This is a genomic window from Peptococcus simiae, from assembly GCF_046097595.1.
Classification (GTDB): domain Bacteria; phylum Bacillota; class Peptococcia; order Peptococcales; family Peptococcaceae; genus Peptococcus; species Peptococcus simiae.
In genome coordinates, this window is sequence record NZ_JBJUVG010000002.1 from 121,505 (window position 1) to 141,335 (window position 19,831).

Here is a 19,831-nt window from a genome sequence, read left to right on the forward strand (position 1 = left end):
AGGTGAAATCATGTATTTTGACCCGACATTTCTACTACTCATTCCCTGCTTGATTCTGGGGATTTATGCCCAAAGTAAGGTATCCAGTACCTATCGCAAGTATAATGATATCGCCAATATGCAAGGGTACACCGGTTTAGATGTAGCCCGTAAGATGCTTGATGATAATGGCCTTTATGATGTAACCATCAGTCAAATCGGCGGCGAACTTAGTGACCATTATGACCCACGTGAAAAAGAAGTCCGCCTGTCTTATGACGTTTATTACGGTAATTCCATATCTGCGGTGGGGATTGCCGCCCATGAAGTCGGCCATGCTATCCAACATGCCAAGGGCTATTTTCCTTTACGGATTCGTAATACCGTTATCCCCATTACCAATTTCGGTAGCTTTCTGTACCTGCCGTTGATTATCCTGGGGATTGTGCTGAGTGCAGCACCGCTTATCAAATGGGGTATTATTTTCTTCTCCCTTATCGTCTTTTTCCAGGTCATCACCCTGCCGGTGGAGTTTAACGCTTCCCGCCGAGCCATTGCGACCTTGGGTGGAGAAAATATTTTGAACCAGGGCGAACTTGCCGGCGCCAAGTCGGTTTTAGGTGCCGCTGCCCTAACCTATGTAGCGGCTGCTGTAACAGCTATTTTTCAACTCTTGCGCTTGATTCTTATTTTTGGAGGTGGCCGCAGTGACTGAGCATCATGCACGTGATCTCGCGGTGCAGATACTCTATGCGGTTGATGAAGAGGGGGCTTATACCAATCTTGAATTGGATAAAGCCCTTTTTTCTTGTGAGCTATCTGCTGAAGACAAGGGGTTGGTCACAGAGCTGGTCTATGGCACAGTGACCTACCGGGACCATTTGGACTATGTCCTGGCCAACTATAGCAATAAGCCGCTTAAAAAATTAGACAGCTATACCCACCAAATTTTGCGGATGGCCCTCTACCAGCTGATCTTTTTAGACCGGATTCCCGACCATGCTGTCGTCAGTGAGGCCGTCAATACAGCCAAACGGCTCCAAGGTAAACACCAACAGGCAGATAAATTCATCAATGCCATCTTGCGGAACTATCTCAAGGACGACCAACCGGTGAAATGGCCGGATAAGCGGAAAAATGCAGCTGGCTACCTGGCCAAGTACTACAGTTTTCCCCAGTGGATTGTAGATACCTGGCTGAAAGAATACGGCAAGGCCGGCGCAGAGGCCTTGTGCCAGTACATGAACGCCCGGCCGCCCCTCCTGGCCCGGGTCAATACCTTACAGATTCAGCCAGACGCCTTAATTCAGAAATTGGCCCGGGAAGGGGTCCGGGCCGACCGGCTGGACCGGGTGCCTGAAGGCCTGGCCCTTTATAACCCAGGCGGTCTCCGCCAGCTCCAGAGCTTTCAGGCCGGTGACTTTATCATCCAAGATGCCTCTTCCATGCTGGTTGCCCATGCCCTGGATCCGAGTCCCGGTGAGTATATCGCTGACCTGTGTGCCGCGCCCGGCGGGAAAACAACCCATATTGCAGCCCTGATGAAGGATCAAGGCCGGATTGATGCCTTTGACCTTCACCCCCACCGGGTTCAGCTCATCCGGGAAAACATGGACCGGCTCGGCATCTCCATCATCCAGCCCCAGGTTCAAGACGCTCAGGCTATGGAAGCCCAGGGCCTCTATGATCGGGTCCTCGTTGATGCCCCCTGTTCAGGCCTGGGCGTGCTCAACCGCCGCCCTGATGCCCGCTGGCAGAGACGTCGCCAACAGCTGCCTGACTTGGTTCACTTGCAGGCGGCTATCCTGGATAAGGCGGCAGCAGCCCTCAAGCTGGGTGGGACCCTTCTTTATAGCACCTGTACCACCTTACGGGCTGAAAATGAAGACCAGTGCCAGCACTTCCTCGACCGCCATCCAGATTTTAAACCAGATTCCCTGCCGGATCTTTTGACCCCTTATCAGGTAGAGGAGGGCAAGCATATCTGCCGGATTATCCCCCAGCGGGATCAAATGGACGGCTTTTTTATAGCGAAATTCCGAAAGGTAGGCCAGGATGATTGATTTAAGAAACTTATCCTTTGATGAGCTGGAAGCCTTGCTGACCAGCTATGGTCAGCCGGCCTTTCGGGTTAAGCAGCTCTTTGCCTGGCTCCATGACAAGCAAATCACCGCCTTAGACCAGGCCCACAATGTCAGCCAGGCCCTGATTGACCAGCTGCAGGCAGACGGTTACACCATCGAATTGGCGACCTGCCTCAAAAGACAGGTTTCCAAAGATGGGACGGAAAAATACCTCTTGGGCCTGGGCGATGGCCAGCTGATTGAATGTGTCCTTATGAAGTACCGCGGTGATTATAGCAAGCAGCGGAATACCCTTTGTGTGTCCAGCCAGGTCGGCTGTGCGATGGGTTGCTCTTTTTGTGCGACCGGGACCCTGGGCTTTCACAGGCAGTTAACCGTTGCGGAAATTCTGGGACAAGTCTACGGGACCAATGCCCTCTTAAAGGCAGAAGGGGAGCCGATGCAGGTTCGCAACCTGGTCTTTATGGGCATGGGGGAGCCTTTTGCCAACTTTGATACGGTCATCAAGGCTATAGATATCCTCTGCGATAAGCGGGGGGCGGATATGGCCAGACGCCGGATGACCATCTCTACCTGTGGCTTGGTGCCGGAAATCAAACGGTTTGCAGACCTGCAGACAGATATCGGGCTGGCCATATCTCTCCATGCTTCCAATGATGAAACCCGCCGCCGGCTTATGCCGGTCGCTAAAAGCTATCCTTTAGACCAATTAATAGAGGCCTGCCATTATTACTGTGACAAGACCGGCCGGCGGATTAGTTTTGAATATGCCCTGATTGCCGGGATCAATGACGGCAACAAAGAAGTTGATGAACTGGCCCGGTTGGTGAAGGGGCTGGATTGCCACTTTAACATTATCCCGGTCAACCCCGTCAGTGGCAAAGACTTTGTTCGGCCGGATATGCGGGCCTCTCGGGCCTTTCAAAATAAACTGGTCGCCAAGGGGCTGGCTGCCAGCATTCGCGAGGAGAAAGGCGCGGATATTGATGGGGCCTGCGGTCAGCTTAAAGCCAACCATTTGGCTGCCCCGGAGTGATTTAATCTATTTCAAGAGGTGAGACAATGATTGTCCTTCAAGCATCTGACTTACGCCATGCCTATATTGTAGAGCCAACCTTCGACCACTTGTCCTTCGTGATCCAAGAGGGCGAAAAAATCGGCTTAATTGGTCCAAATGGCGCCGGAAAAACAACCCTTTTTAAATGTCTCACCGGTGAATTGCCTATTGAGGCCGGTCAAATCAGTCTCCAGAAAGACTGTACCCTGGGGTACCTGGAGCAACGGATTGACTTCCAGTCCGGGACGGTTTTACTGGATGCCCTGATGGCCGTCTTTGCTGATATCCTGGATATGCGGCGACAACTCCGCCAGTTAGAAGAAGAAATGAGCCAGGCCGATGGCGGAGGCCTCGAGGATATCTACGACCGCTATGCTGACCTCACCCATGCCTATGAAAAGCAGGGGGGGTATAGCATAGAAAGCCGGGTCAAGGGGGTTATCCAGGGCCTGGGTTTTACAGAAGCGGACTATGACCGCCCCCTCCATACCTTTAGTGGTGGGGAAAGAACCCGGTTGGAGCTAGCTGCTTTACTGGTTCGAGAGCCGGATATCCTGCTCCTGGACGAACCGACCAACCACCTGGATATTAAGGCCCTCGACTGGCTAGAAGGCTACCTGAAAAACTACAAGGGAAGTCTTCTGCTCATTAGTCACGACCGCTACTTCCTAGACCAGGTCACCACTAAGATCCTGGAATTGGACCATGGCAGCTTAACCGCCTATTCGGGTAACTATTCCCGTTACCTGGTCTTGAAGCGGGAGGCCGACCTGGCCCATGACAAGGCTGTAGCCAACCAGCAGCGGATGCTTGCCAAGGAACAGGCTTATATTGAAAAAAACAGGGCCGGGCGGATGGCCAAGCAGGCCCGGGGCCGGGAAAAAAAACTGGCCCGCCTCCAAATCCTGGAGAAGACAGAAGGGGATAAGACGGCCCACTTTAAGGACTTTGATGTGGATATGTCTGCTAAGATTGTTTTGGACCTTCATGACCTTTCCCAAGGCTTTGACCAGGACCTACTTTTTTCCCACTTGAATTTAACGGTTTACCGGCAGGATAAAATTGGCATCATTGGACCCAACGGTTGCGGTAAGTCCAGTTTGTTGAAGACCATTATTGGCCAAATTCCCCCTGCTTCCGGAGAAGTTAGCTTTGGGTCCAGGGTGCATTGGGCCTACTTTGACCAGGAGCAATCACGGCTGGACTATGAGAGCACGGTCTTAGACCAAATCCTCTACCATACCGATTTAAACCTACCAGAGTCCCGGAGTGAACTGGCTAAGATGCTCTTCTTTGAAAGCGACTGGGACAAGCAGGTCAAAAGCCTATCCGGTGGGGAAAAGGCCCGGCTATCCCTGCTTATGCTTTTATTGGAACGCCCGAACTTCATCATCATGGACGAACCGACCAACCACCTGGATATCGCCTCTAAGCAGGTTATGGAAGCCTACTTAAAGGAATACCCGGGCACCCTGCTAATTGTCAGCCATGACCGGTACTTCCTGGATGAGGTGACAGATAAAACCTGGGCCTTCGATAACCGGGAAGTCCAGATTTATTACGGCAACTACAGCTATTATCGGGAAAAGCTAGCCGAGCAGGCAGAGTTGGCGGCCTTAAAAAGCGCTGAGGAAAGGGCTGACATAGGGCTGGCGGCTAAGAAGCCTTCGCCAAAGAAGGGCGGCAAAAATAAATTAAGCAAAAGTAAGCTGAGGGATGAAATAGCTCGGGCTGAACAAGAAATTGCCGAAAAAGAAGATGCCTTAGAGGCAGTGGAAAAGGCCCTCCTTGAGGCTGCGCAAAATTATAGTAAAGAGGCCCAGGAGACCTATGAAGCCCGACTGTCAGAAAAGGACCAGCTTGAAGCAGACCTGGAAAACTTGTATCATACTTGGAGCACATCGAGCGAGTTATTGGAGGCATTAGTCGATGAATAAGCCCGAATTATTAGCACCGGCCGGCGACCTGTCCTGCCTGAAAACGGCCGTCAATGTCGGTGCCGATGCCGTTTATTTTGGTGGTCAAGCCTTTAGTGCCCGTGCCTATGCCAAAAACTTTGGCCCGGAAGACATCCGGGCCGGCATTGATTATGCCCACCGGTATGGGGTCAAGGCCTACTGCACAGTCAATACTCTGCTTTTCAACCATGAGTTGGGCCAGGCCCTCGAGGCCGCTTATGACCTCTATGAGGCTGGAGTTGACGCCCTGATTATTCAAGACCTGGGCCTGGCTGCTCTTTTGCGACAGGAGCTCCCAGACCTGCCCCTGCATGGGTCCACCCAAATGGTGGTTCACAATGCGGCAGGTGCCGTTCAACTCCAGGATCTGGGTTTTGAGCGCGTCGTTTTAGCCCGGGAGTGCACTGCGGAAGACATTAAAAAAATCCATGAAGCCTCACCCATAGAGCTGGAGGTCTTTATCCATGGGGCCCTCTGTATGGGCTATTCGGGCAACTGTCTGATGAGCAGCTTCTGCGGCGGGCGAAGCGGTAACCGCGGGGCCTGTGCCCAGCCCTGCCGACAAAATTACCAGCTCCTCGATGACCAGGCCCAGGTCGTGGAAGAGGGGCACCTGCTCAGTATGAAAGACCTGTGCACCCTGAAAGAATTACCCACCCTGCTCCAACTGGGGATCAGTTCCTTAAAGATTGAAGGGCGGATGAAAAAAGAAGCCTACATCGCCTCAACGGTCGGTGCTTATCGCAAGCAGATTGATGCCTGCATGGCCCATCACCCCCTGACCAGTCAAGAGGTCAGCCGTGAAATCAGTAAAATGGCTCAGATTTATAACCGGGGTGGCTTTACCCAGGGTTACCTTGGTGGGGCGGGAAAAGAGGACCTGCTCAGCACCCGGCTGGCTAACCACAAGGGGATCCCCTTGGGCCAGGTTAAAAAAGTGGAAAAAAATCGCCTGCTTGTAAACCTTGACCAACCCCTGGCCCTCGGTGATGGGTATGTTTTATTGGATGGCGAAGGTGCTGTCCTCGATGGCGGCTATATTAATAAAATGTTGGTCAACAAAGAAGAGGTTCGGCGGGCTAAGAAAGGCCACCTGGTCGAGTTACCGAGTCAGGTTAAGAAAATACCCGGTGGTCCCTATCATATTTTTAAGAGTTATGACAACCAACTGGTTAAGGGGCTGGCCCGGGAAGAAAAACAGATTCCGAGTGGCAAGGACCAACTGGATATCTATCTTTATGCCAGTGTCGGCGCGCCCTTAACGGCTCAAGTCCTGGCTTCTGACCAAGAGCTGCCGGTAACCCTTGAAGATGAGTATATTGTCCAAGCGGCTAACCGCCAGGCCACTGATTTAGAGGTGGTACGGAAGCAACTGGACCGCTTGGGCGGGACGCGGTTTGTCCTCGGGGAAGTCGGCTTGGAAGCCGGAGAGGATGTCTTTATTCCGGCCAGTGTCTTAAACCGGGTCAGACGCCTGGCTGTTGAGGCCTTCACTGAAGAAGAGACCGACCGGGAAAAAAGAAGCAGGGAGGCCTTTTTGGAGGGGGTCTATACCTTGCTAGACAGGATTCCGCCTCAGATGAAGACCTGGCCGCTGCCGGACCTGGCTGTCACTGTAGCTAATCCTGACCAGGCCCAGCTGGCCTTGGCCCAGGGCGCTCACCACATCATTATCAAGGTATCGGCCCAGGCCGGGCCCTTCCCCTGGCAGGCGGCAGACATAGCCGCCCTGCGCGCTGCCGGTTGCAGCATCAGCGCTGAAGAAGGTCCCATTGTTATGCCGGACCATCAAAAAAGCTCTACAGACCGCCTGCGTCAATTGGCCGATTGGGGCGTAAGCACCTGTTATATCAGTAATATCTCTCAACTGCCGGCCAGGCAGTGGTATGAGAACTTAAGAGGGGACTACGCCCTTAATGTCACCAATGACGTAACCCTGAGCTTTTGGACCCAGGCAGGCTTATCCGGTCTGACCCTGTCCCCTGAACTAAGCCGGAACCAGATTGATGACCTGTCTTCTATTGGCAATGTGCCGCTGGAAATCATTATCGCCGGCCGCTATCCTCTCCTGCAAAGCGCTTATGGATCTTTAACGGAAGCCGGACAGACTGATTTGGACCATCCCGCAGTCCTCCACCAGGCCAAGGGCAGCCAGTTCCCCTGTTCCGAAAACAGCTACGGAGACCTCCTGGTCCTCAATGGGCGGCTCCTGTCTTTATATGAGCATATGGACGACCTCCTGGCCTTATCCCTCGATAGTTGGCGGATTGAAGGGGCCTATCTAAGCCAGGCGGAGCTGTCTACCCTGGTCGAGGTATTTGCTGATGCCCTGACCCGGTATGCTCAGGGCGAACCGGCCTTTAAGGCAACTGATGCAGACCGCCTCGCTGGGTTAATGAAGGATACCCCTCCGGCCGATGAACAGTTCATACAAGGAGTGTTTTAATGAATACAGCTGCTGGCCTAGCAGATTCTAAAACCCTGGAAAAATTAGATTACTTTAAGATCATAGACCGCCTGGAGAAGGAGTGTTCTTCCCAGCTGGGTAAACAGGCTGCCAGCCGCTTGAGACCGATGATCCATGCCCGGGAAGTTGCCCTGGGGCAAGCGGAAACAGCAGAGGCCCTATCCCTCTTAGAAGTGGATGGGGATATCCCCTTGGGGGGCATCCATGACATCCGAGACCTGTTAAAAACAGTGAAGGTAGGGGGCGTCTTGGAAGGACCCTCCTTTTTACGGATTTATACAGTCCTCTACGCGACCAAGCGGCTGAAAAGCTTCTTGCTGGAAAAACACAGTCCCAATGATATCCCGGCCTTAGCCGACTGGGCAGAAGGCCTCCATGTTTTTGACACCCTGACCAAGAGCATTAAAAGAAAAATAGGGGACGATGGCGAGGTCTTGGACCATGCCTCCGATAAATTGGCCAATATCCGCCGGAACCAGGCCAGCCTGCGCCAGCAGGTCCGCAGCCAAATGGAAAAAATGCTGCATAATAGAAATTATGAGGACTATTTCCAAGACCAGATTCTGACCATCCGGAATAACCGCTTCGTCTTTTCGGTCAAGGCCAGCTACCGGTCAAAAATGCCGGGCATCATCCATGACCAAAGTGCCAGCGGGGCTACCCTTTTCATCGAACCCCTGGCCTTGGTGGAGAAAAACAATAATGTAGCTGCTCTGGAATTGGCCGACCGGGAAGAGGTCTTGCGAATTTTAAGGGAAATGGCCGACCTGCTCCGGCCTTATGTGCCCAATTTACTTGATAACCTTGAAATTTTAGCTCACCTGGATCTCACCTTTGGCAAGGGCCGGCTGGCCCTGCAAATGAAGGCCGTTGCCCCGGATTTTGAAGAGGGGACCTTTTTTGAATTGATCAAGGCCCGTCACCCCCTTTTAGACCCGGAAACGGTGGTACCGATTGATATCGACCTGGGCGACCACCGCCAGGCCCTCATCATCACCGGGCCCAATACCGGGGGGAAGACCCTGAGCCTTAAGACAGCGGGTCTCTTAATCCTGATGCACCAGTCGGGCCTCCACATTCCAGTCCGAGAAGATAGTCGGATAGGCCTTTTTAGGCGGGTTTTTGCCGATATTGGCGATGAACAGAGTATTGAGCAGTCCTTGAGTACCTTTTCAGCCCATTTAACCAAAATATGCCAAATCCTACCGGAACTGGGCAAGGACACCCTGGTTTTATATGATGAGCTTGGGGCCGGCACAGACCCTTCTGAAGGGGCAGCCCTGGCCATTGCTATTTTAGAAGCGTCTCTGGCCAAGGGCAGTTATGTCCTGGCGACGACCCACTATAGCCGGCTGAAACGTTTTGCCTACCACTGGCCGGGCGTCACCAATGCCAGTGTCGAATTTGATGTGGAGTCCCTCCAGCCCACCTATCGGCTCTTAATTGGGGTCCCCGGTAATAGTAACGCCTTTGCCATCGCCAAGCGGATTGGCTTAGAGGAAAGCGTCATTGACCGGGCGGACCAACTGGCTAAAGAGGCTGAAAGTGAAACAGAAAGGCTCATCAAAAACCTGCAAGAGGAACAACTGCGTACGGCCGAATTAGACCGACAGTTAAAGGATTTGCAAGAGGAACTGGACCGTCGGGAAGCGGATCTTAGACATAAGGCCTCGACTTTGGCCAAACAGGAAGAGGCCATGCTGGCCCATAGTAAAGATAAGGCCGCTAAAATTTTAACAGAGGCCCGGGCCGAAGCAGACCTGATTGAGCAAGAGCTGAAGAAGTTGAGAAAGGACCCCTCCCAAAAAGGGGTCAGTCAGGTCAGGCAGCTGGGCCGCCGGGCCGCAAAAGGGGCTGCCCACTTACGTCATAAAAACGAAGTCAGCACCCATAAGCCCTTAGAAAAAGACAGCCTGGAAGTTGGCCAGGAAGTCTACCTGCCGAAATTTTCCCAGGGGGCAACGGTCCTGGAATTGCCGGATAAAAAGGGCGATTTATTGGTCCAGGCCGGCCCCATGAAATTAAATGTGAATATCAGTGATTTGGCTCATGGAGGTAGCGCCGGCCGGTCCTCAACAGCCGGCAATCCCAAGAAGTCAGCCGGTAAAAAAGTCAAATCCGTTTCAACAGAACTGGATATCCGCGGTCAGTACCCTGAAGATGGGGTCGCCATTATGGATAAGTACCTGGACGAAGCGGCCCTCAACAACTTAAATGAAGTTACCATCATTCATGGGAAGGGCACCGGCATCTTACGCCAGGCTGTTCATACCGCCCTGAAGAAAAACAGCCATGTCGCCGGTTATCGCTTGGGCGACTTTAGCGAAGGTGGTGACGGGGCCACTGTCGTGCAGATTAAATAGGAGGAAGCATGCAAGGAACAACGCCGATGTTTAAACAATACAATGCCATTAAAGCTGAGCACGAGGATACCATCCTCTTTTTTCGGATGGGCGACTTCTATGAAATGTTCGGTGAAGATGCAGAAACCGCCAGCCGGGTTCTGGGTCTGGCCTTAACGGCCCGAGATGGGGGCAACAATGTTAAAGTCCCCATGTGCGGGGTTCCTTTTCATTCTTCCGAATCCTATGTGGCCACTTTAGTGAGCCAGGGTTATAAAGTCGCTATTTGCGAACAAGTCGAAGACCCCAAGGAAGCCAAGGGGCTAGTCAAAAGAGAAGTCATCCGGATTATTACCCCGGGGATTGTTTTAGACGACCAGATGCTTGCCAAGGATAACAACTATATTGCCGCCGTGGCCTCCAGTGGCAAAAAGACCAGTTTTGCCATTGCGGATGCTTCTACCGGGGCCTTTTTTGCCCTCTATCCAACGGAGACCGGCAAGGCCCTGGAAGAGCTGGACCGCTACCACCCAGTTGAAATTGTCTACAGCGAGGCAGACACGGTCTTGTTGGCGCATTGCCAGGACATCCTCGGTGACCATGGCATCCAATACAACGGCCACTATGAACACGCCTTCCACCTGGAGGATGCTGAAGCCTATCTCAAGGGCCATTTCCAGGTTAATAGTCTGGAAGTCTTCGGCTATGCCAACCCTTCAAGAGAAGGGGCAGCCATTGCCGCAGCTGGTGGCCTCTTGAGCTATATCGAAACGATGCAGCGAAGTAAGGCGGCCAATATTACCCAATTCCACCTCACCCAAATTGATGACTACATGGTCCTGGACCGGGCCACCCGGTATAACTTGGAAATCGAGCGGTCCCTGGCCTTCAATGATGGCTCGCCGGCCCTCCTGGATATTCTGGATGAAACCAAAACCGCCTTTGGCCGCCGCTTATTGCGCCAGTGGCTAGAACACCCCCTGACCCAGCGGTCGGAAATAGAAAACCGGCTGGCTGCAACAGCAGAATTCTTTCATGCCCACCAGGAACGAGAGGCCCTGAGAGACCAGCTTGAGCATATTCTGGATATGGAGCGGATCACCTCTCGGATTTCTTACCAAACGGCCAACGCCAAAGACCTCCTTTCATTAAAACAGTCCCTAATGCGACTGCCGGCCATCAAGAGGGTGGTTGCCCAGCTCAAGACCCCCAGTTTCCAAGTCCTTGATCGGTCTTTCGATACCCTCCAGGACCTTTACGCCTTCCTGGACCGGGCCATAGCGGTGGATGCGCCTTTTTCCCTCCGCGATGGTGGCCTCATTCGGGATGGCTATAATGACGAGGTCGATGACCTCCGCAGCATGGTCGGGGATGGTAAAAATTGGCTGACCGATTTCCTGGACCGGGAACGGGAAAGGACCAATATTAAAAATCTGAAGGTGGGTTTCAACAAGGTCTTTGGCTACTACATTGAAATCACCAAAAGCCAGTTGGACAAGGCCCCGGCAGATTATGAAAGAAAGCAGACCCTGGCCAATTCGGAAAGGTACATCACCCCGGACCTCAAAGACATGGAAGCAAAAATGCTGGGGGCCAGCGACCGGCTGAAAAGCTTGGAGTATGACCTCTTTGTAGATATCCGTCGCCAGCTGGGGGACCATGTGGCAAGGATCTTGGCCACCAGCCGACTCTTGGCCCTCCTAGATGTCCATGCCGGCTTGGCCAGCTGCGCCATCCGCAACCAGTACACCCGGCCGGTACCCATCGACCAAGGCATCTCCATTCGTGGCCTCCGCCACCCTATGGTTGAGCAGGCCGTAGGGGCGACGAACTATGTGGCCAACGATGTTTCCTTCGATCCGGTGTCCTCACGCTTTGTCCTCTTAACCGGGCCTAATATGAGTGGTAAGAGTACCTACTGCCGGAGCATTGCCATTGCCTCAATTATGATGCAGATTGGGTCCTTTGTACCGGCAGAGGCTGCAGAAATAGCCGTTGTTGACCGGGTCTTTGCCCGGATTGGGGCCAGCGACCAGCTCTCCAAGGGGCAGAGTACCTTCATGGTTGAAATGAACGAGGTTTCCAATATCTTGAATTACGCCACCAGCCGGTCCCTGGTGGTCCTAGACGAAGTCGGCCGGGGGACCAGCACCTATGATGGTCTTTCCATTGCCTATGCGATTGTCCGCTACATGAATACGCGGATCCAGGCTATGACCATCTTTGCCACCCACTACCATGAATTAACCAGCCTGGCCCAAGACAACGGAATTGTTAACCGGTCGGTGGCGGTAGACGATGTCGGCTCTGATATTGTCTTTCGGCATACCATTAAAGAAGGACCGGCCAGTAAGAGTTATGGGATTCATGTGGCCAAAATGGCCGGACTGCCGGCAGAAATCATTGCCATGGCAGAGAATGCTCTTCAGACCTTAGAAAAAGAAGAAAAAGCTAACTTAACGGCTGTGAAGGATGAGGACATTAGCCTCAGAGAGCAGAACTTGCAATTAGAACAATTCATCAGCTTGCTGGCCGATTGGGATATCGAAGGGATGTCTGTCGGGGATTTGCTGAATCGGGCCCTGGCCCTTAAAGAGGAGGCAGGTCGTTTCCTCCAGTCTTCAGATCAATAGAAAGGTTGTTCGTATGGGTCAAATTAATATACTTAGCCCACAAATCGCCAATAAAATAGCCGCTGGAGAAGTGATTGAGCGGCCGGTATCTGTCGTTAAGGAGCTTCTGGAAAATGCCATTGATGCCGGGGCGGATACCATTGATATCCAGCTCCAGGCCGGCGGCATGCGGTTAATCCAGGTGACAGACAATGGCAGTGGCATGACCAAGGATGACCTGCCCCTGGCCTTTGAACGTCATGCCACCAGCAAAATATCGGACTTTAACGACCTTTTTGCCCTACATAGTTTTGGTTTCCGGGGGGAGGCTTTGGCCAGCATTGCTACTGTCAGTCAGGCCTCTGCCACCAGTGGCACTGCGAAAGAGGAAAAGACCTGGAAGTACACCCCCGGCGCCAACCCCGGCGAGGCCTTTGAGGCCGTAGCCCCTCGCCAGGGGACCCAAATAGAGGTCCGCAACCTCTTTTACAATGTGCCTGCCCGGCGTAAATTCGTAAAATCGGAAAGCTATGAGTTCGGCCAGTGTGCAGAGCTCTTTAGTGTCTACGCCACCGCCTATCCCCAGGTGACCTTCACCTTATCCCACAATAACCAACTGGTTTACACGACCGTGGGGCGGGATTCTGTCGAAGACCGCTTTGTTTACTTCCGGAGCGCAGACCTCCAGGGGCACTTACTCCATCTGGAAGAAGTGGAACTGGCACCGGGGATTTTTGCAGAAGCCTGGATGAGCGATGCAAGCGTCACCCGGAATAACCGGAAAGAAATGACGGTCTTTGTCAATGGCCGCTGGGTCAAGAGTAAGGAAATTAATACCATTATTGAAAATGCCTACCACACCTATATCCCCAAGGGACGGTTTCCTTCCAGCCTGCTGTTATTGACGGTGCCTCCGGATACCCTGGATGTGAACATCCATCCGGCTAAAACCACGGTAAAAATTGCCCATCCGGGCTTGTGGCAAAGTCAATTGGAAGACTTGGTCAGAGATGTCATCTGGAAGGACCGGGTAGCCCTGACTTACACCCCGGCGGCCTTACAGGAAGACGATTTGGATGACAAGGGCTTGTTTTCAGATGAACAAGGGCCAGAGGCCACAGATACTCCCTTCAGCTTAGATCGGCAGGAAGGGAGGGGGGCGACCAAGGGCCCCTTTCCCAGGTCCCAGCAACTCCCCTTTACCGCGGATACCTATGCCAGTAGCCAGACCCCTACATTCAGCTCTAGGCCTGAAGTGAGTGACCAACGCTCAAGCTATCGGTATGAGAAAAATAAGAATGCTGCAAGTGACCATCCAGCTTTAGCGCATGAGCGTCCGACTTTGGATATCGACCCTGAAGCTAACAGGGGCTTTTTAGCCAGCTCCCTTGATGTAGCTGCTGAGGAGCCCTTGGATATCGGAGACCTTCACGACCTCCAGGTCATTGGTCAATTAAATAATACCTTTATTCTTGCCCAAAGTAAGAAGGCCCTTTATATCATTGATCAGCACACCTGCCATGAGCGGATCCTGTACGATGCCTTTATGGCCCAAGAAAAGGAAGAAAAAGTCCTGATCCAGCACCTGCTCCATCCCTTTCCCCTGGCCTTGACCCCTAGGGAGAAGGATGCAACCAACCGGGCTATCCTGGCCTTACGGGATATGGGGATTATCATTGAGGTCATCGACGAGGACTATAGCGTTGTGGCCCTGCCGGCGGTTTTGGTGCATGTGCCCAATATCAAGGACTTTATCTTGGAAATCCTGGACATTTTTGAAGAAAATCCCCGGCTGACCATGGCTGAAATCCGGGAGGAACTATTGACCACCCGGGCCTGTAAATCAGCAGTGAAGGCCAACTGGCCCCTCAGTCATGCTGAACAACATGCCCTGATTCAAAGTCTGGCTAAGCTGTCGTCTCCCCGGACCTGCCCCCATGGCCGGCCTATCTTTATTGAAATCAGTATGAATGACTTGTATCTCTTTTTCAAAAGAGGGAGCTTTCCCGGGTAAGGGGTAAAGGAGTAGGTATGCAAAAATTATTGGTTCTTGTCGGGCCAACAGCCAGTGGTAAAACCGACTTAAGTATTGAGGTGGCGAAGGCCCTGGATGCAGAAATCATATCCGGTGACTCTATGCAGATTTATCAAGGCATGGCCATCAGTACCGCCCAGCCCTCTCCAGAGGAAATGGCCGGTGTCGTTCACTATGGGATTGCCGACCGTCCACCGGCCGAGGCCTATTCTGCAGCCCAATTTCAAGCAGCTGCCCGCCAGCGGATTGCGGATATCGGCCAAAGGGGGAAGGTTCCTTTTGTCGTCGGTGGTACCGGGCTTTATATCAATGGCCTGATTTATGACTACCAGTATGCCGACACCGACCGGCAGGGGCGCCTTTTAGCGGAACAAAAGGTTCAAGAATTGGGTCTGGCCGAGGTGGTCAACTTCCTCCTTGAAAGGGCCCCGGACCTCTTGGCCCATGTTGAAAAAAGGGACCCCCGACGGGTGACTCGGGCCCTAGAGCTCTACTATCTGAAACAGCAGGATTTCTTGGAAAAAGATATGCAGGCCAAGTACCAGCAACATGCCTATGATCTAACCTTTTTTGGTCTGACCATGGACAGGAGGCGCCTGTACGAAAGGATCAACCAACGGGTCGACCTCATGGTTGACCAGGGCCTTTTAGCTGAAGTGGAGGCGCTGCTCAAGCAAGACTTGCCGGGCGATACCCCGGCTCTGCGGGCGATTGGTGTTAAGGAATTTATCCCTTACTTCCAAGGGGATACGCCCCTGGAAAAGGCTATCAATGAAGTGAAAAAGAATACCCGGCGATTTGCCAAGCGACAGCTGACCTGGTTCCGACGGGACCCTAACTTAACCTGGTTAAACCTGGATCTTCTCTCTAAGGCAGAGGCGGCGGAAAAAATAATCACGACTTTTCAGGGGAAGGGAGAATAACTTAAAGGTATCACTCTTTCCTTTTTGCCCTATTCATGATATGATGACTTGATATGAATTACCTATTACGGAGGTGATGTTTTTGGCTAGAAAAAAACAACTTGATCGGTCAAATATCCTATTGCGCGTGCTAAGTGGATTAATACTTATTATTTTAGCCGGCTACTTAGTCTGGGTTTTAGCACGAGGCGCTGGTATCCATCCCTCGAATCTCAATGATGAGATGGGGGTATTGGGTGGATTCTTTTATCGGGTTATTCATTCCTTGGCTGGCTCAGGGGGATTCCTTGTACCGGTCCTCATTGCGGCCCTGGGCGTCCATCTCAGTGTGCCACGTTTTTCCCCCAACCGGCGGCAAGTGATTGGCTTTATTGGCATAGCCGTCCTATTTTTAGGGATTAAGCATCTCAATATTGAACTGGAGAAAAGCTTTGAATATGGCAGAGATGGGATTGGCGGCGGCCTAATCGGCGCCCTGGTTTCCTACCTGTTTGTTAAACTTTTTGGGGCCACCGGGACTCGGTTGATTATGATTGCCGGCATGGTGATTTTCTTATACTACGGTAGTGAAGGCAAGCTGGTCATCTGGCTAAAAAGCCTGGCCAATAACTTACGCCCGGCGATTGGAAAGTTTACTGACCAGTTTAGGCATTTCGTCTTTGTTGATGACCACCAGGCTGGAGACCGCCCTGAGAAAAAGGGGAGAAAGAGACTGGTTGACCGGGTAAAAAACCGGTTACCTGAAAGAGCTGACCAGAAACAACTGGCCGCTGCTGATGAGCCGCCTGTCGAAAGGGCACGGACTGAAAGACCTAGAAAGAAAAGTAAGGTCCAAGCAGAAAAGAAGGAGCCGGCCCTGGCCGACCAGACCATCTTTATCAGCAACTTAAAAGAGTTTGAAGAAGAATTGCGGGAAGAGGATGCCCGGCAGCAGGTCCAGTCCTATGTAGAAAGTGGCCTGGCCGATGCCGTCGCAGCCAAGGCCCATTCACCCCAACAGATTTACCACCTGCCTTCTGTTGACCTTTTAGAGGATGTATCTAAAAAAGGACTGAAAATTGACCAGGCAGAAATTGACGAGAATGCCCGGACCCTGGTCGAGACCCTGGATAACTTTGGGGTTAAAGGGGCCATCCACTCCGTGAGCGTGGGCCCGACCATTACCGAGTATGAGTTCCAACCGGCCGCTGGGGTAAAAGTCAGTAAAATTCTTAACCTGGCCGATGACCTGGCCCTTAACCTGGCCACGACGGGGATTCGTATTCAAGCACCGATTCCGGGTAAGCCGGCGGTAGGGATCGAAGTCCCCAATAAACGGGCCCGGGTCGTGCGAATTAAGGAATTAATCGCCGGGAAGGCCTTTCAAGAGGCCGATAGCCCTTTAAGTGTCGTCCTCGGCAAGGATATCAGTGGCCAGTCGATTGTCACTGATTTATCTAAAATGCCCCACCTCCTGATTGCCGGGTCAACCGGGTCCGGGAAGAGTGTTTGCTTAAATGCCCTTATCATTAGCCTGCTTTACAAGGCCAAGCCCTATGAAGTCAAGCTGCTCATGATTGACCCGAAAATGGTTGAGCTTGGAAACTATAACGGGATTCCCCACCTCCTGGCGCCGGTGGTTACCGATCCTAAAAAGGCTGCCGGCACCCTGCGCTGGGCCGTTAAGGAAATGGAAAAGCGGTATGAAAAATTTGCCGCCACTGGCGCCAAGGATATCCGTCGCTATAATGAGAAGTGCCTCGAGCGGCAAGCCAAGGGCGAATTTTCACCGGAAACAGAAACCCTGCCGAATATTGTCATCATTATCGATGAATTGGCGGACCTCATGATGGTGGCGCCGGCTGATGTAGAGGATGCCATCTGCCGTCTGGCCCAGATGGCCCGGGCCGCCGGAATGCACTTGGTTATCGCTACCCAACGCCCCTCTGTTGATGTCATTACAGGGATTATTAAAGCCAATATCCCGTCCCGGATTGCCTTTGCCGTTTCCTCCCAGGTGGATTCCAGAACCATCCTGGATATGGGCGGGGCTGAGAAACTGCTCGGTCGCGGTGATATGCTCTTTTACCCAACAGGCATGGCTAAACCCAAGCGGGTTCAGGGCGTTTTTGTAACCGATGATGAAATTGATGCAGTGGTAGAGTCGGTTAAAGCTGAAGCCCAACCAAACTATGATGAAGAAGTAATGGCCGCTGAAGTGGCCATGGCTGAAAGTGGCCAAAAAGGCGATGCCGATGAGGCCGCTTATGATGACCTGCTTCCAGATGCCTGTCGTCTCTTTATCGAAAGTGGCCAGGCCAGCATATCCATGTTGCAACGTCACTTTAGAATTGGTTATACTCGGGCTGCCCGGATTATCGACCAGCTTGAAGAGTTGGGTTATGTAGGCCCCTATGAGGGTAGTAAGCCGCGACAAATCAAGATGACCCTGGAGGAATATGAGGAAGTATTCAACAACAGCGAAAGCTAATGGAGGCTATAAAGCGTGAAGCATATATACATCGAAACCCTCGGCTGTGCTAAAAACACCGTCTATAGTGAAGTGATGGCAGGTTTACTGTCATCCGGGGATTTCAGTTTAACAACCGATCCCCAGATGGCTGAGGTCATTATCGTCAATACCTGTGGCTTTATTACCGCCGCCAAGGAAGAATCGATTAATACATTACTGGGCTATGCTGACTATAAAGAATCCGGTCACTTAGAGCTTTTGATTGCTTTAGGCTGCCTGGTCCAAAAGTATGCCGACGAATTAGAAGAAGCGATGCCGGAAGTTGACCTTTTCCTAGGGACGACCGGCTATGACCACATCGTGGAAATTATCCGGGACTACTACCAGGCCGGTCAGCCACCGATCCAAGTGGATACCTACTGGCGCCTTCCTGATGCTAAGGATTATGAAAGCCGGTTGGTCAGTACGCCAGGACATTATGCTTACCTCTCCATCGCTGAAGGTTGTAATAACCGCTGTTCCTACTGTGCTATTCCGGATATGCAGGGCCCTTATAGGTCTCGGCCCATGGAAGACATCCTTGCGGAAGCAGAGGCCATTGTGGCCCAGGGTACCCGGGAACTGATCCTGATTGCCCAAGATACCAGCTACTATGGCCTTGACTTATACGGTAAGCCTCAATTGGCTGCCTTATTGCGCAAGCTTTGCCGGGTTGAGGGCTTGGAATGGATTCGTCTTTTATACGCCTATCCGGACCACATTAGCGATGAACTCATTACCTGCTTTAAAGAAGAGCCTAAGATTTGCAACTATATTGATATGCCGCTTCAACATATTAATGACGACATCCTGCAGTCTATGCGACGCCATATCACCAAGGCTGAAATCGAAGATATCATTCACCGGTTTCGGACGGCGATTCCGGATATGGTTTTTCGCACGACCTTTATCACCGGCTATCCCGGGGAAACAGAGGACCAGTTTGCTGAACTCCTGGCCTTTTTGAAGGAAGCCAAGCTGGACCGGGTTGGTGTCTTTCCCTACTCCCAGGAGGACCGGACCCCTGCAGGGCAAATGACCAATCAAATCCCGGAAGAAATCCGTGAAGAGAGAGCCCAGGTCCTGATGGATGACCAGTTCCAAATTATGCAGGACAAGCACCGGGGGGCAGAAGGGGAAGAGCGGCTGGTGGTCGTGGAAGAAATCAGCCCGGATATAGAGGGCCTTTACCTGACCCGGAGTTTCGGCGAGGCCCCGGATATCGATCCCTTTATTTTGCTGCAGGCAGAAGCCGGAGCCTATCAAGTTGGTGATACCCTAAAAGTTCGTCTGACGGGCGTTGATGAATATGACATGGTAGGGGAGTTGATCTAGGATGATGAATCTACCGAATATGCTGACCACCTTGCGGATTATTATGATCCCGCTGTACCTAATTTTTCAAATGGTTGGGTCCGGCAGGGCTGAAGTGATTGCAGCTATTATTTTTGTGGCGGCTTCTTTTACAGACTTCCTGGATGGATACCTGGCAAGAAAGAATAACCTGGTGACCAATTATGGGAAAATCATGGATCCCCTGGCCGATAAACTACTGGTGCTAACGGCCCTCATTGCCCTGGCAGTCCAAAATAAGCTGGCCATTTGGGTGGTTATTATTATCTTAGCCCGGGAGCTGGGCATTACCAGTTTACGGGCAGTGGCCTCCTCAGAAGGGACTGTCATTGCAGCCGGCCCCTGGGGCAAGTTTAAAACCGTTACCCAGATGGTAGCTATTGTTTTGCTGATTCTGGGCTGGCCCTTCGGTACGGCTCTCATTTATCTCGCGGTTATCTTAACAATCCTTTCAGCTGCTGACTATGTGGTCAAATTCAGTCGCCAAGTTTCTTGGCATTGAGCATAATTAAGGTGGTCATATGGCAAAA

12 protein-coding genes are annotated in these 19,831 nt (G+C 52.2%); all 12 read left to right on the forward strand.

What is annotated here, in order from left to right:
• Positions 1 to 10 precede the first annotated feature (10 nt).
• The 12 genes from ACKQTC_RS02075 (at position 11) to pgsA (ending at position 19,803) form a co-directional block, all read left to right on the forward strand.
• On the forward strand, positions 11 to 694 hold the full coding sequence (locus ACKQTC_RS02075; RefSeq protein ID WP_408976774.1) for a zinc metallopeptidase: 684 nt from the start codon (positions 11 to 13) through the stop codon (positions 692 to 694).
• Positions 687 to 2,042: a 16S rRNA (cytosine(967)-C(5))-methyltransferase RsmB gene (gene rsmB, locus ACKQTC_RS02080; protein WP_408976775.1), complete on the forward strand. Its 1,356-nt coding sequence runs from the start codon at positions 687 to 689 to the stop codon at positions 2,040 to 2,042. The genes ACKQTC_RS02075 and rsmB overlap by 8 nt, the downstream gene beginning before the upstream one ends.
• Complete coding sequence (rlmN, locus tag ACKQTC_RS02085; protein WP_408976776.1) at positions 2,035 to 3,099, forward strand: 23S rRNA (adenine(2503)-C(2))-methyltransferase RlmN; 1,065 nt, start codon at positions 2,035 to 2,037, stop codon at positions 3,097 to 3,099. Before rsmB ends, rlmN begins: the two co-directional genes overlap by 8 nt.
• A 26-nt stretch (positions 3,100 to 3,125) precedes the next feature.
• Positions 3,126 to 5,057, forward strand: coding sequence for a ribosomal protection-like ABC-F family protein (gene abc-f, locus ACKQTC_RS02090; protein WP_408976777.1), 1,932 nt, complete (start codon positions 3,126 to 3,128; stop codon positions 5,055 to 5,057).
• The gene (locus ACKQTC_RS02095) at positions 5,050 to 7,524 is read left to right on the forward strand and encodes a U32 family peptidase (RefSeq protein ID WP_408976778.1); all 2,475 of its coding nucleotides are present in this window, start codon (positions 5,050 to 5,052) and stop codon (positions 7,522 to 7,524) included. Before abc-f ends, ACKQTC_RS02095 begins: the two co-directional genes overlap by 8 nt.
• A complete protein-coding gene (locus ACKQTC_RS02100; protein WP_408976779.1) occupies positions 7,524 to 9,908 on the forward strand; it encodes an endonuclease MutS2 in 2,385 nt (794 codons plus the stop codon). Before ACKQTC_RS02095 ends, ACKQTC_RS02100 begins: the two co-directional genes overlap by 1 nt.
• 8 nt (positions 9,909 to 9,916) lie before the next feature.
• Positions 9,917 to 12,520, forward strand: a complete 2,604-nt coding sequence (gene mutS, locus ACKQTC_RS02105; RefSeq protein ID WP_408976780.1) for a DNA mismatch repair protein MutS — start codon at positions 9,917 to 9,919, stop codon at positions 12,518 to 12,520.
• 13 nt (positions 12,521 to 12,533) lie between these two features.
• Positions 12,534 to 14,513, forward strand: a complete 1,980-nt coding sequence (gene mutL, locus ACKQTC_RS02110) for a DNA mismatch repair endonuclease MutL (protein WP_408976781.1) — start codon at positions 12,534 to 12,536, stop codon at positions 14,511 to 14,513.
• A gap of 17 nt (positions 14,514 to 14,530) precedes the next feature.
• A complete protein-coding gene (gene miaA / locus ACKQTC_RS02115) occupies positions 14,531 to 15,457 on the forward strand; it encodes a tRNA (adenosine(37)-N6)-dimethylallyltransferase MiaA (RefSeq protein WP_408976782.1) in 927 nt (308 codons plus the stop codon).
• Between the two features lie 223 nt (positions 15,458 to 15,680).
• Positions 15,681 to 17,927, forward strand: coding sequence for an FtsK/SpoIIIE family DNA translocase (locus tag ACKQTC_RS02120; protein WP_408976938.1), 2,247 nt, complete (start codon positions 15,681 to 15,683; stop codon positions 17,925 to 17,927).
• A 15-nt stretch (positions 17,928 to 17,942) separates the two neighbouring features.
• Positions 17,943 to 19,283, forward strand: a complete 1,341-nt coding sequence (gene rimO, locus ACKQTC_RS02125) for a 30S ribosomal protein S12 methylthiotransferase RimO (RefSeq protein WP_408976783.1) — start codon at positions 17,943 to 17,945, stop codon at positions 19,281 to 19,283.
• A 4-nt stretch (positions 19,284 to 19,287) separates the two neighbouring features.
• Positions 19,288 to 19,803 (forward strand): CDP-diacylglycerol--glycerol-3-phosphate 3-phosphatidyltransferase, encoded by a 516-nt coding sequence (pgsA, locus tag ACKQTC_RS02130; protein ID WP_408976939.1) that lies wholly within the window; start codon positions 19,288 to 19,290, stop codon positions 19,801 to 19,803.
• Positions 19,804 to 19,831: the final 28 nt, after the last annotated feature.

What these genes read in the sequence shown, in the direction of transcription:
- pgsA (WP_408976939.1), top strand. Translation starts at nt 19,288, where the DNA reads ATGAATCTACCGAATATGCTGACCACCTTGCGGATTATTATGATCCCG.
- mutL (WP_408976781.1), top strand. Translation starts at nt 12,534, where the DNA reads ATGGGTCAAATTAATATACTTAGCCCACAAATCGCCAATAAAATAGCC.
- ACKQTC_RS02075 (WP_408976774.1), top strand. Translation starts at nt 11, where the DNA reads ATGTATTTTGACCCGACATTTCTACTACTCATTCCCTGCTTGATTCTG.
- miaA (WP_408976782.1), top strand. Translation starts at nt 14,531, where the DNA reads ATGCAAAAATTATTGGTTCTTGTCGGGCCAACAGCCAGTGGTAAAACC.
- ACKQTC_RS02120 (WP_408976938.1), top strand. Translation starts at nt 15,681, where the DNA reads ATGGGGGTATTGGGTGGATTCTTTTATCGGGTTATTCATTCCTTGGCT.
- ACKQTC_RS02100 (WP_408976779.1), top strand. Translation starts at nt 7,524, where the DNA reads ATGAATACAGCTGCTGGCCTAGCAGATTCTAAAACCCTGGAAAAATTA.
- rlmN (WP_408976776.1), top strand. Translation starts at nt 2,035, where the DNA reads ATGATTGATTTAAGAAACTTATCCTTTGATGAGCTGGAAGCCTTGCTG.
- ACKQTC_RS02095 (WP_408976778.1), top strand. Translation starts at nt 5,050, where the DNA reads ATGAATAAGCCCGAATTATTAGCACCGGCCGGCGACCTGTCCTGCCTG.
- abc-f (WP_408976777.1), top strand. Translation starts at nt 3,126, where the DNA reads ATGATTGTCCTTCAAGCATCTGACTTACGCCATGCCTATATTGTAGAG.
- mutS (WP_408976780.1), top strand. Translation starts at nt 9,917, where the DNA reads ATGCAAGGAACAACGCCGATGTTTAAACAATACAATGCCATTAAAGCT.